10 protein-coding genes are annotated in these 13,607 nt (G+C 40.3%); 8 read left to right on the top strand and 2 right to left on the bottom strand.

Features of this window, described 5'->3' with window-relative positions; genetic code table 11:
- Positions 1-349 precede the first annotated feature (349 nt).
- From BM090_RS07460 to BM090_RS07440, 5 genes are all read left to right on the top strand, one after another.
- The gene (locus BM090_RS07460) at positions 350-2,128 is read left to right on the top strand and encodes a SpoIIE family protein phosphatase (RefSeq protein WP_091510127.1); all 1,779 of its coding nucleotides are present in this window, start codon (positions 350-352) and stop codon (positions 2,126-2,128) included.
- Positions 2,129-2,254: 126 nt separating this feature from the next.
- Positions 2,255-2,947: an NUDIX hydrolase gene (locus BM090_RS07455; protein WP_091510123.1), complete on the top strand. Its 693-nt coding sequence runs from the start codon at positions 2,255-2,257 to the stop codon at positions 2,945-2,947.
- 69 nt (positions 2,948-3,016) lie between these two features.
- Positions 3,017-3,859 carry a ribose-phosphate diphosphokinase gene (gene prs / locus BM090_RS07450; RefSeq protein ID WP_221405352.1) on the top strand — a complete coding sequence of 281 codons (843 nt, stop codon included), beginning with the start codon at positions 3,017-3,019 and terminating at the stop codon, positions 3,857-3,859.
- A gap of 128 nt (positions 3,860-3,987) precedes the next feature.
- The gene (locus BM090_RS07445; protein ID WP_091510120.1) at positions 3,988-5,448 is read left to right on the top strand and encodes a nicotinate phosphoribosyltransferase; all 1,461 of its coding nucleotides are present in this window, start codon (positions 3,988-3,990) and stop codon (positions 5,446-5,448) included.
- Positions 5,449-5,501: 53 nt separating this feature from the next.
- Complete coding sequence (locus tag BM090_RS07440) at positions 5,502-6,083, top strand: suppressor of fused domain protein (RefSeq protein WP_091510117.1); 582 nt, start codon at positions 5,502-5,504, stop codon at positions 6,081-6,083.
- A 45-nt stretch (positions 6,084-6,128) separates the two neighbouring features.
- Here the strand turns inward: BM090_RS07440 and BM090_RS07435 are convergent, their stop codons facing one another.
- Both BM090_RS07435 and BM090_RS07430 read right to left on the bottom strand, forming a co-directional pair.
- Positions 6,129-8,828, bottom strand: coding sequence for a hypothetical protein (locus BM090_RS07435; RefSeq protein WP_091510114.1), 2,700 nt, complete (start codon positions 8,826-8,828; stop codon positions 6,129-6,131).
- A 4-nt stretch (positions 8,829-8,832) separates the two neighbouring features.
- Positions 8,833-9,579 carry a glycosyltransferase family 2 protein gene (locus tag BM090_RS07430; protein ID WP_091510112.1) on the bottom strand — a complete coding sequence of 249 codons (747 nt, stop codon included), beginning with the start codon at positions 9,577-9,579 and terminating at the stop codon, positions 8,833-8,835.
- A gap of 239 nt (positions 9,580-9,818) precedes the next feature.
- Between BM090_RS07430 and BM090_RS07425 the strand changes: the two genes are divergently transcribed.
- The 3 genes from BM090_RS07425 to dnaJ all read left to right on the top strand — a co-directional run bounded on the left by BM090_RS07425 (position 9,819) and on the right by dnaJ (position 13,539).
- The gene (locus BM090_RS07425) at positions 9,819-11,423 is read left to right on the top strand and encodes a GAF domain-containing protein (RefSeq protein ID WP_221405351.1); all 1,605 of its coding nucleotides are present in this window, start codon (positions 9,819-9,821) and stop codon (positions 11,421-11,423) included.
- A gap of 329 nt (positions 11,424-11,752) precedes the next feature.
- Positions 11,753-12,310, top strand: a complete 558-nt coding sequence (locus tag BM090_RS07420; RefSeq protein ID WP_245756693.1) for a nucleotide exchange factor GrpE — start codon at positions 11,753-11,755, stop codon at positions 12,308-12,310.
- An 86-nt stretch (positions 12,311-12,396) separates the two neighbouring features.
- Positions 12,397-13,539, top strand: a complete 1,143-nt coding sequence (gene dnaJ, locus BM090_RS07415; RefSeq protein WP_091510318.1) for a molecular chaperone DnaJ — start codon at positions 12,397-12,399, stop codon at positions 13,537-13,539.
- The last annotated feature ends 68 nt before the right edge of the window (positions 13,540-13,607 follow it).

Here is a 13,607-nt window from a genome sequence, read left to right as displayed (position 1 = left end):
GGAAATATATTTTCTTGCTGCAAATACAAAAAAAATGAAATTATAACAAAATAAACACATTTATATTGTAAATAAATATTATTGTAATAGGATTATGATAATTAAATTTTTGGTAAAAAAAATAAAAAACACATAGTGTATTATAGTAATGACAAATTATAACAAAAGTCACCAGCTTTTATGATAATAATAATATCCATAAAGGTTACTTTTTTTGATTAGCTTTGCCCAAATACCCCACAGCTACACACATTCAACAAACAAACAAACCTTGCTCATGTCTTGACATAAGTAATAAAAACACCAAATTCTATCAATTCTCATTTTATTCTGTGTAAGCTAACTATAAATGGAAAATTCTTATAAAGGCCTTAACCAATTATTTGAACAACTGTACGAGGTTTCGCATAAAATTCATAGCGAACTAGATGCACGAATGAAAGTGCTAGCCGAAACTTCTTTAGTATCCGAAACCGACAAGTACGGGAATATTACCTACGTAAATGAACAACTGTGCCGAGTATCTGGCTATACGCAAGACGAGCTTTTGGGTAAACCACAAAATCTATTGCGCCACCCCGAAACACCAGAAATTGTGTTTAGGGAAATGTGGACAACAATAAAGAGTGGGCAGGTATGGAAAGGTACGTTGCGCAACCGTACCAAAGAAGGGCAAACATATTGGGTACAACTTACTATCGCACCAGTATTGGACGAAAACGGAGAGCCTGTTAAATATATTGGCGTAAATTTTGACATTACCGAGCAAATGCAGCAACGTCAAATTATTGCTGATTTGCTGGCTGAAGCTGAAGAGCATAACCAACAGTTGTTGATGCACCAAGAAGAATTGGTGCAAAATATCGAGGAAATACGAGCCATTCAGGAAAGTCTGAAGGAAAAATACCGTGAAAGTGAGCAGATTCGTAGCGAATTAGATGCACGAGTTGGTGTGTTAAATCATGCGGCTTTGGTGTCTGAAACAGATGCGTTTGGCACGATTACTTTTGTAAACGACCATTTTTGCAAAATATCGGGCTATTCGCGCGAAGAGCTCATGGGGCAGCCGCATAGTATCGTCCGACATCCAGAGACTCCTTCTGCTATTTTTCGGAAAATGTGGGCTACTATTAAAGCTGGTGGCATTTTTCAGGGGACTATCAAGAATCAGCGTAAAGATGGTGAACCCTATTGGGTACAAGTAACCATCGCGCCAGTACTCGATGAAACAGGCGAGCCTGTGCGTTACATCGGTGTACGCTTCGATATTACCGAACAAGTGTTGCAGCAAGAAGCCGTACAAGAACTTTTGCGAGAGACCGAAGCCCAAAACGCCGAGCTTATCCGCAACCGCGAGGAGCTACGACACAAAAAGCAAATTACGGATAGTATCAATTACGCCAAGCGCATACAAGAAGCATTGCTTCCGCAAAGTGATTTGATACACAAGCGTTTCCCAAAATCGTTTATTCTATACAAAGCCAAAGATATTGTAAGCGGTGACTTTTATTGGTTTCATACGCAACCCGACTTTACGGCGGTGGCCGCCATTGATTGTACGGGACACGGCGTACCTGGGGCTTTTATGTCCGTGATGGCCAATAGCTTAATTAGCGAAATTATCATTGACCGCAACATTACGTCGCCTGACTTGGTGCTGGATATGTTGTTGGAAAAAGTAATTCGCACACTACGCCAAACCGAACCTGATGGCCAGCCACACGATGGCATGGATTTGGGGCTTTGCATTATCCATCACCAAACCAAAACATTGGAGTTTGCGGGAGCGAATAGGCCGCTGTATTGGATTCGCGATGGTATTTTTAATGAAATAAAAGGCAATGCCATTCCGATTGGTGGCTGGCGATACGCAGGCAAAAAATTCACCAAGCATATGATCCAAATTCAGGAAGGAGACCGTTTTTATTTGGCTTCCGATGGCTACCAAGACCAATTTGGCGGACCAAATAATCGCCGTTTTTCGGCCAAGCGACTACATCAGGTATTAGCTTCTGTACAAGAAACCCCAATTCATGAGCAAGGCGATGCTTTGTCCAAAATTATTATGGATTGGCTGGGCAGAAATCGACAAATAGACGACATTCTTCTACTCGGATTTGAAGTATAAATATTACCCAGCGGCCTGAACAAGGTCGCTTTTTTTATGCCTTCGTGCATTTATCTTGGATAAAAAAATGTTTTTGGTGATAAATTTTGATATTTTTAGCCATCAGATACCCTATTGCCCAACACAATGCCAATCAAACAAAATATTAAAGTTGCGGTGGACGCTATCGTTTTTGGTTACGCGCATGATACGCTTAATGTGCTGCTTATCAAGCAAAAATTTGGAGAAATGAAAAATCAATGGGCTTTGGTGGGCGGCTTTGTCAAAGACAACGAAACACTTTTGCAGGCAGTAAACCGTGAGCTGGAAGAAGAAGCAGGTCTAAAAGTTAATTATCTGGAACAGCTCTACACCTTCGGCGACGAGCTGCAACGCGACCCACGTTTCCGTGTGATTTCGGTGGCGTATTTTGCCTTGGTCAATTCCCAAAACCTAAAACCTGTGGCCGACACCGACGCAGACGAAGCAAAATGGTTTGCTATCAATGAATTGCCGCCGCTGGCTTTTGACCATTTGGCTATACTCCAAAAAGCACACCAACGCCTCAAAGCCAAACTCACGTATCAGCCGATTGGTTTTGATTTGCTGCCCGACGAGTTTTTGTTTTCGGAGTTGGAAAATCTTTATTGTACCATTTTGGAGAAAGAAATAGACCGCCGAAACTTCCACAAAAAGATAGACAGTTTTGGCATAATAGAAGAATCCGAAAAACCTGCCCTTAAAAAAGTGGGTCGCCCAGCCAAATTTTATAGGTTTAACAAGCAGAAATACAGTCAGTTGTACGAAGAAGGCTTTGTATTTGAAATTAAATTTGCGTAAAAAATACGCAAATTGTTTGTTTTTTGATTTAACGCATTTAACTTTGAATTATAATCACACAGCAAAAGCATGATGATTCTCAATTTAGACAAGAATTTTAAGCCTTTAGAAGGTGAAGAAATACAATTTGAAGTGTTCACGTTTTCGGGTGGTGAGCCACACATCAAAATAAATCCAGCATTTGACACGGCGGCAGAAGTTACGATTACGCATCGCCTTAACTCTTTCCAAGATTTGGGTGTGTTGTGTTTGGCAGTGGATGCTCTGCACCGCATGGACGCTTCTGTTAGCAAATTGATTGTCCCATATTTTCCAGCGGCGCGTCAAGACCGCGTCATGGTGGCGGGCGAGCCGCTTTCCGTGAAAGTGTATGCCGACATTATCAATGCGTTGGGTTTTAAAAAAGTAGTGGTATTGGATGCGCATTCGGAAGTTACGCCCGCTTTGTTGCACAACTGCCGAGTGGCCAGCAATCACAAATTTGTGCAACGCGTAATGGAGCAAATCGGCGGAAACGTAACATTGATTTCGCCCGACGGTGGCGCACTCAAAAAAATCTATAAAGTGTCGGAGTTTTTGGGTGGCGCGGAAGTGATAGAATGCAGCAAAAGCCGCAACGTAAAGACTGGACAACTCACAGGTTTTAAGGTTTTTGCGGACGATTTGGCAGGCCGAAATTGTTTGATTGTCGATGATATTTGCGACGGAGGCGGTACGTTTTTGGGCTTGGCCGACGCGCTACAAAAGAAAAACGCAGGCAAACTTTATTTGGCCGTTACACACGGAATTTTCACGAATGGGTTTGACAATTTGGCGCAATATTTTACCCATATTTTTACCACCAACTCGTTTCGGGAGTTGAGCCACAAGCAATTGACACAAATTACTTTAGACAAAGACTTGTTGTCGTAGAAAAAAATCAACCTACAACTTTTTGCCATATTCTTTAGAACACACCTCTTGCGCCAAACGCAGGACAATGGAAATACTTTGTTTAAAACTTACCAATTTCATTTCTCAACCATAAAACATTCCACAAAATGAATCCTTTGTTATTAACTGATGGCTACAAAGTGGACCATCGCAGACAATATCCCAACGGTACTACATTAGTGTATTCTAACTGGACACCACGCAAAAGCAGGTTGGAAGGTGTAAACGAAATCGTTTTGTTTGGGCTACAATATTTTATCAAAAAATATATTCTGGAAGATTTCGAAACCTACTTTTTCAAACAACCCAAAGAAAAAGTAGTGGCTGAATATCGTCGCCGCATCAACAACTATTTGGGCGAAAACCAAGTAGGTACGGCGCACATTGAGGCCTTGCACGATTTGGGTTATATTCCGATGGTAATCAAGGCATTGCCAGAAGGTGCAAGCGTGCCAGTGCGTGTACCAATGTTTACGATGTACAATACTTTGCCAGAATTTTTTTGGCTTACCAATTATTTTGAAACCTTGGTTTCGGCGGTAGTTTGGCAGCCTTGTACGTCGGCTACTGTTGCCCGCCAATATCGCAAAATTTTGGATAAGTACGCCGCGCAAACCTCCTCTGTACCTGAGTTTGTGGACTGGCAGTGCCACGATTTTTCGATGCGCGGCATGGGCGGCATTGATGCTGCTTTTACTTCGGCAAGCGCACATTTGTTGAGTTTTACAGGCACGGATACAGTTCCCTCCATCGACTTTTTGGAAAAATACTACAATGCCAATTCGGACAAAGAACTGGTTGGCGGCTCAGTGGCTGCTACCGAACATTCGGTGATGTGTATGGGAACACTAGACGATGAATTGGGAACGTTCAAACGACTCATTACGGAAGTTTATCCGAAAGGCATAGTTTCCATTGTGTCGGATACGTGGGATTTGTGGAAAGTGCTGACCGAATATTTGCCCAAACTCAAAACTGAAATTGCGACAAGAGACGGCAAAGTCGTGATTCGCCCTGACAGCGGCGACCCTGTGGACATTATTTGCGGCAACCCGAACGGCAAAAATGAAAACGAGAAAAAAGGCGTAGTCGAATTGCTTTGGGACGTGTTTGGTGGCCGCGTAAACGACAAAGGATTTAAAGAATTGATTCCGCAAATTGGTGCGATTTATGGCGACAGCATCACGCTGGAAAGAGCTACGCAAATTTGTGAACGGCTGAAAATCAAAGGTTTTGCTTCCACAAATGTAGTATTTGGCGTTGGTTCGTACACTTACCAATATAACACCAGAGACACGTTTGGCTTTGCCATGAAAGCCACTTACGGCGAGGTGAACAGCGTAGGTCGCGAGATTTTTAAAGACCCCATAACCGACGACGGTACTAAAAAATCGGCCAAAGGCCTCATGTGCGTAGTAGCCGAAAATGGTTCGTATGTGCTCAAAGACCAAGTAACTTGGGAAATCGAGAAAACAGGCGAGTTAAAAGAAGTTTTCCGCGATGGTAAGTTGCTAGTAGATATGTCTTTGAGCGAAATCAGGGCAAGAGTAAAACAAAGTACCAAATAAATTACGAATCGAACCGATAAGGTTTTGGCATAAACTCAAAACAACAAACAGTTATGAATAATGCGCGAGCAGAGAAATTTTTAGAATACCTAAACGAAAAATTGGGGATCAGGGCAGAAGTATTAGGCATCGAAACGGAAGACGGCGACGTTATTTTGGTGGCGCAATGCCTAAATTATCCTAACAAAGGCTTTGTTACAGCTATCACTTACGGCCTTTCGGAAGCCTCGCACCCCGAATGGGACGAGGCGGGTTTAAAACCCGAACTGATGCTTACCGTACCTTCGGCGCAAATCGAATGGCCGTTGGCGATGGCGCACCTGATAGAAGCACATCGCCACAGCAATAATTTTGCGATTGGTAGCCTTTTCGACATTGGTGGCACGATTCACCCCGAATCCGAAATGGAAGGTTTTGTGGTTTTCAATTCGGCAACCACCAAGCCCGAAGATTTTTTGAATATCGAATTAGGTGAAAACGACCGCGTTGCGCTGTTTGGGCTGTATCCTATTTATGTAGGCGAGATTGAGCTTTTACACAAAATCGGAATGCGAAAAATGTTTTCGTTGCCTGAATTTCAGCTATTGAGCATTACGCGTCCCGACCTTTCCAAAATTTATCCAGTCGGTTCGTAAACTAACAAAAAGAGCTACCTATAATATTAGGTAGCTCTTTTTGTTTTATTGGCGAATGATGGTTACTTTTTCTAAAGAAGCCATTTTTTCTCCTTTGTATTTAACCCTAAATTCAAAGTTTTCAACATCTTCTTTGAGTGAGACGTTATATACTATTTGCCATTTTTTATCGCCCAATTGAGCAGGTTTAAATCCGTCATTTTGAGCAATAATTCCTTTCTCGGAAGAAAATATATCTGCATAGAATTTATCTGTATAATCATCAGCCAAGTAATTAAGTTTTATTTTATAATTACCTGCTTTCATCCGAATATAAGGCCCATACAGTGCATATTTATCAGTGCTAGCATTTACTTCCAAATAGCCATTAAAACTATCATCCGAATAATAATTTGTTTTATGATTACCAGTTTCAGTATGGTTATTTAATAAATTATAAGACAAGCTATCTTGTGGATTTATCAAATAATTAGAATGTTGAATATTGATAACCTCCCCATCTTTTGTAGAAAGAGCAACTTTAATGTCCATAATATCATGTGTAGTATAATAGAATGAGTACACATATAGGCCATCATGCTCGCCAAAATACGCTTCTTTTATTGCGTTCATATTATATTCATACTTGTCTGTTATAACCCAAGGGGCAGGAATAAGTCGTTCTTGTTTAGGCATGAAGCGCACGAATATATTTGCATCTTCATCAAGTTTTTTCTTTGAAAATATTATACCAGCTCCATTATTTTTGCTAATATATAATTGATAATCATTTGCATCAAATATCTTAATAGCATTGTCTTTTAATGCATTATTAAAATCTGTTGTTTGAAAATATTCTTTGAGCCATAATTGTTTAGTTATTTCAAACATATTCTCATCCCATCGGGAGTTTTTATATGAATAGAATAATGTTTTATGATAACCATTATCATCTATTTTAGATAATGTTTCTACTACCTTATCCAAAATGTTTAACTTTCTAAATTCAGGCACATAACGAAATACTTGTCTAGAAATATACGCCCAATCAGATGGTTTATAGTTTTGTTTATTTAAAACTAATGCTACTTGTTCGTTAATTAATTTGAGCAGGACATCAGGGTTTTTAAGATTGTCTTGTAAGCTCAAATCAAATTTTTTGACAGGATTGTTAACATCAATTATTTCTCTAGCAGAAGCATAAATCATTTCAGGTGCACCTTGTAAACGATCTTTAGATACTTGAGAATAATTAACTTCATTGGGTTTATAATAATTGAAAAAGTCAGGATGATTCAAGAAATGACGATACATTTGCGCCCATTCTGAGTGAGCTTGAATAAAATCAGGTCGTCTTAATTGCCCCAAATAAAAACCTTGTAAGGCTCTATTGGTATTAATAAGCCCTAAGTCAGGACTTCCCAAACAACCTAAATCAACAATATTATACCATTTTTTATAACTTACTATTCCCAAATCAGGGTTTGAAATTGTAGCACGATAGATTCTATTTTCATCAGCCCATCCCTTAAACCTTGCAGTAAATGCATCAATCCAGTCCATATTACAACAAATATAATAAGGTTCATGACTCAATTGTTTGAATGTAACCAAAGAAGTCATCACAAAGGCTGGTATTATTAATATTTTTTTCAAGTCATAACTCCAAACAAAAATTTGCTTGGCAGCAATAATAACTACCATAATAGCAATAGGCAGTACTTGCGAGCCATACCTCGAGGGATCTAACCTAGAGGCATGAAATATAAATGGATGAAAAAATATTAATACAGTAGCTATTAATAATAAGAAAATAAAAGCATTTTCATTATCTGATAACTTCACAAAAGCAAATAAAACCAGTGCTGGAATAATAAGGTATGCTGCATTAACATAAAATATTGATTGCAGCAAATTCATTGAGCTTTTTATATAAGAAGTATCTAAAGTAAACAATAAATAAAGTTGTTTGCCAATACTAATTTCTTGTGCTCTTGATGAGTCAGGAAAAATATGAGAAAAATAAATATAACGAGTAACCAAAGAAAATATAGGAATACTCATAAATTTAACCCCGTCTATTCCTATATTTTTAAATGTACTATTTCCTTGTTTATACACAAATAACAAGGAAATAAAAAGTAAAGGAACAATATAATATAGTGAATCAACACGAGTAATAGAAGCCAATCCTACTACAATAATCCCTACTATAGTTACTTTATTAGTTTTGATATAATTGTACAAAACGACAATAGCCCACGGAATGAATAAATTAGTAAGTGCATTTTCCATACCAGACCCATGCCATTCTAAAAATATTTGAGAATTACAAAAGATAAATACAGAGAATCCTACTAATACACCTCTTGCCCAAAAAGATATTCCCTCACTAATGTAAAAGAACAAACAACCTAAAAAAAACAAAGATATGTATGTTTGAAAATCTGTATATTGCTGGTAAGATATACCTAATCCATAAGCAATTACGTGATTGATGAATAAAAATGGAGTAGAATATCCTTCCACAATCCCGCCAGATGGTGAAACACCAATAAAACCATACTCGTATAAGTTTTTAGCATGCGAATATGTAATCATTCCATCATCAACATAGGAATAAATCTTTGGGTCTGTAAATAATTGATATCCCCAATGATGTACGCTAAAAGCAAAAAATAAGCCTGAAAAAAATAAGAATAAATAATATAATTTTCTTTCTTTTATCTTAGATAAAAATGTGTTAAAATTTAAATTTTTCAGCATATTTTTAGTGTTTATCTATAAGAAAAACAGGTTTATTATTTAATCTTTTAAAGAAGTAAAAAAATAGACAATCAATAGAGTTTTTAATTGCTTTATTGGAAACAGACGGAGATGGTGCTCTGTAATGAATAGGAACCTCCATATATCTACTATATCGCAACAAATAACGTAACTCTGTTTGATAAAAATGGGCTTTGGATTTTAGCGGATATTCTAAAAATTTCTTAACAATAGAACGATGAAAACCCTGATACCCGCTGGTCATATCTTTCATATGAGTTCCGAGCATCACATTGGCTAAAGTAGTTCCAAACTTTGACAAAAAACGCCGTTTCCATGCCGAATCTGCCGTAGAACCTCCATTGATAAATCGGCTACCAAATGCGCATTCATTCCCTTCATTTAGCACCCGAAGAAACATAGGAATTGCACGCGGATCGTGCGACAAGCCCGCATCCATCTCTATAATGAACTCATGCCCCGCATCGTATGCCACTCTGTAGCCCTTTAGATAGGCATCAACCACATTTTTATTTTCGGGAGACCATACCGTTATGAAGCGACTGTCCCGCTCAGATAAACTTTGAGATAATTCAAGGGTTTTGTCTTTACTTGCTTTATCTACCACTAAATATACCGTTCCTGATGCTAATCTGTCTAAAGTTGTGGACACAAACGATATTAAATCAAAAAATTCACTCTCCTCGTTAGCCAAGGGAATGACTACAGCCCAATTGTTGTGAAAATACATAGTGCTAAAATTTTAGGTTTTGAAAAAAAGTAAATAAAGGGTACTAAATTAAACTATTGTTTTTCATAAACCAAAAGCAATAGTTTAACACACTAAAGGCAAAAAATATAAGTATTTAACAATCAGAATAATAGCTTTTATTGAGTTCTTTAAAAATTCATTTTTGCTTAACATAAAAACTTTGGATAGGTACTACCTTTGCAGCAACCTATCCAAAGTAAGTACAAATGTTCAGACATATGATTTCTATCAATATCAGACAGAAACTACTGATTGCGTTTCTGCTCTTGGCCTTTCTTATCGGTGGTGGTTTTGGGCTGCTCTACCGCCAATACGTGCGGAATACAACCCAACTCAACAATCTTTCCCAAAACGTCAAAGTGCTGCAAATCCTCACGCTCGAAAGCGAGGTAACAGAACAAGATTGGATTTCGGAAGAGAGCATTAACCCCGAATTTTTCAAAACTGGCCAAAGCCGCTACATACGCCAGCATAAAACTATCACCGATTCGGTGCAACATCTGCTGCAAGATATGATTACCGAAAACAAACAAGATGCCGAAGCAGACGAACAATTCAGGTCTATGCTCGTGCGACTCAAGCACTTGAGCGACTCACGGCATCATAATTTTTTGTGGTTGGTCAATAAAATCAAGGAAAGAGGCTTTAAAGATTTTGGCTTAGAAGGCCGTATGCGTGCCTCCGTCCATGCCCTCGAAAACAGCCAATTTCACATCAACCAAGTGCGTTTGCTGATGATGCGCCGCCACGAAAAAGACTATCTTTTGCGCCGCGACAAAAAATATATTGATAAGTTAAATGAAGAATATCAGGAACTTATCATCGAAAATCGGCAGAATAAAACCATTTTGGCTTTGCTGGAATATTATCACGATAGTTTTATGACATTGGTCAATACCGACGAAGTGATTGGTGTACACAACAAAGCGGGCTTGCGAGGCCAAGCCAATAACAATGCACGCCAAATCCAAGCAGAACTCACCAAAATACGCCAATACGCCGACAAACGCACTGCTATTCTACAAGAACAATTTCAAGCCAGTTTTTGGGTGCTACTTTCCGTACTATTGGTTTGTACAGTAGTGGGTAGTTTTTACACGGCTTATTTGTTTACGCGCCCAATTCTGACACTTTCGCAACGGATGCGCCAAGCCATCGAGACCTCTTTTAGCGAAGATATTCGAGCGGTGCGCAACACTTCCAACGACGAAATAGGCCAGCTTACGCGCAACTTCAACGAAATGGTTGGCAACATTCGGCACTACATGAACCAAGCCGAAACACAAGCCGCCGAAATTGCGGTGGCTCGCCAAGAAGAAACTATCCGTCACCAGCATTTGCAAGGCTTGGAGCAGGTTTCAAGAGCCATGTTGCACCAAGACAAAAATCCAATAGACCAAGTAATTACGGTACTTTGCAAACAAACAGAGGCACATTTGGCGGCCATTTATGTAATTGAGAAAAAGCCCGAACCCATGCTTACGGTGCAAGGCACTTACGCCATCGAACCCAAACAAACCACCATGCCACTGGACGGAATGTATGGGCAAGTGTTGCAAGACCGCGAGCCGATTATCCTGACCAATTTGCCCAAAGGATTTTATAGTATTTCATCGGGTTTGGGTGAAACTGCTCCCGCTGCCGTCCTGATTGTCCCGATTCAGAACGAATACAAAAGTATCGGGGTGCTGGAAATTGCGTACATGAAAATGCCCGAACAAACGACCATTGATTTTTTGCGGGAGGCTTGCGCACGCATTACGTTTAGTTTTCAGGATAAAAACAAAAAGAACAAAGGCGGAAAAAGCCCTGAGTTTGCGTAAAGAAAAAGCCTTTCTTGTTGAAAATGATTTGAATATGATGTTCAATATGCCACACCTACGGCGTTTGTGATGGCTTGTTTTGGTGTTCCTACAAAGATTTTAATCCTAACGGATTTGCTCATTACTACAAAAACCTTTGGGCTTGGCATCTTTGTAGGGCATTGTTTTTTGCGACCAAAAGCTAAGCCGTAGGCCTGCGATTTCTATTTTTATAAATCCAAAACAAACGCTTACTTTTGTAGGATTTCTGCCATAATGACACGCGCAGTGTCTGTGGCAAAGAAATTGCGCAATCACTCCATAAGAATATTATTCAAAAAATTTGAGCAATGGACAATAACAACGAAAAAGAATATACTCCTACGCCCGACGAAATGGCAGAAAACAACCAACAAGAGGCAACAGCCACTGACAACACCGCAGCACAAACCGACAGCGACCCTGTGGTTCAGTTGCAACAGGAATTAGGCGAGCAAAAAGAGAAGTATATCCGTTTGTATTCTGAGTTCGACAACTTCCGTCGCCGCACGGCCAAAGAAAAAAGCGAACTTGTCAAAACCGCAACCGAAGACCTTATGAAGGCTTTATTGCCTGTTTTGGACGATGCCCAACGCGCCCAAAAAGCCGTAGAATCAAGCCAAGACATCGAAGCATTGCGCGAAGGTTTGCAATTGGTTTTCGGTAAATTATTCAAAACCTTAGAAAGCAACGGCCTAAAACCCATGAACGCCAACGGCACGCCATTCGATGCCGATTTGCATGAGGCCATTACCCAAATCCCTGCCCCAACCGACGAGCTGAAAGGCAAAGTAATCGACGAGGTAGAAAAAGGGTATTATTTGCACGAAAAACCGATTCGCTTTGCTAAAGTGATTATTGGTGCATAATCTCCTCATTCTGAAAGCAATATTTTGATTTTATAGCAAAATCGCCCCTTGTGAAAGCGGCGGAAAGTTTCTTTATACAAACGAAAATGGCAAAAAGAGATTACTACGAGGTGTTAGGCGTTGCCAAAACGGCCACACCCGAAGAAATAAAGAAGGCTTACAGACAATTGGCCATCAAATATCACCCCGACAAAAACCCCGACAACCCAGCAGCCGAAGACAAATTTAAGGAAGCTGCCGAAGCCTACGAAGTGTTGAGCGATGCCGACAAACGCGCACGTTACGACCGTTTCGGACATCAGGCCGAGCAAATGGGCGGCGGTGGAGGCGGCGGTTTCCACGACATGAACGACATTTTCTCGCGCTTTGGCGATATTTTCGGCGGTGGATTCGGCGGCTTTGAAGATGGTTTTGGCGGCGGCGGTCGTCGTGGCGTGCGCAAAGGCCCCAACTTGCGCATTAAGCTCAAACTCAATTTGCAAGAAATCGCGGGCGGTGTAGAGAAAAAAGTAAAAGTAAAACGCCACGTAACTTGTCAGTCGTGCGGTGGCAATGGTTCTAAAAACGGAACTGCCGTACAAAATTGCGGCAACTGTAACGGCACTGGCCAAGTGCGCCGCGTGGTCAATACCATGTTGGGACAAATGGTCTCGTCATCGCCTTGCCCCGTGTGTAACGGCGAAGGCAAAACCATTACGACGCGTTGCGAATCTTGTCATGGCGATGGCCGTACACTCACCGAAGAAGTAATTTCTATCCCAGTTCCTGCGGGCGTTGGCGACGGAATGCAACTGTCGATGGCTGGCAAAGGCAACGTACCGCCGCGCGGTGGCGTGGCTGGCGATTTGCTCATCGTCATTGAAGAAGCCGAAGACGAAGTACTCAAACGCGAAGGCAACAACGTGATTTTTGAATTGTACATCAATTTCGCGGATGCGGCTTTGGGGACGAGTGTAGAAGTGCCAACCATTACGGGCAAAGCACGCATCAAAATAGATGCTGGCACGCAAAGCGGCAAGATTTTGCGCCTAAAAGGAAAAGGCATTAAAGATGTGAACGGCTACGAAACAGGCGACCAACTCATTCACGTGAACGTCTGGACACCAAAGCAGCTCAACAAAGAAGAAACCGCTATTTTGGAAAAGTTGCGCACGTCGGAAAACTTTACGCCCAATCCGAACAAAAACGACAAAGGCTTTTTCGATAAGATGCGTGAATTTTTTCATTGAGCTATTCAGAAGTTATTTTTCTTTTTCAAAAAATAAAAAGAAATAAAATTTGTAAATCAGTAGGTTAG

Origin of the sequence: Flexibacter flexilis DSM 6793 (assembly GCF_900112255.1) — a bacterium.
GTDB lineage: Bacteria > Bacteroidota > Bacteroidia > Cytophagales > Flexibacteraceae > Flexibacter > Flexibacter flexilis.
Note: the sequence above shows the minus strand (reverse complement) of the source record. Positions and strands in the feature narration are given on the sequence as shown.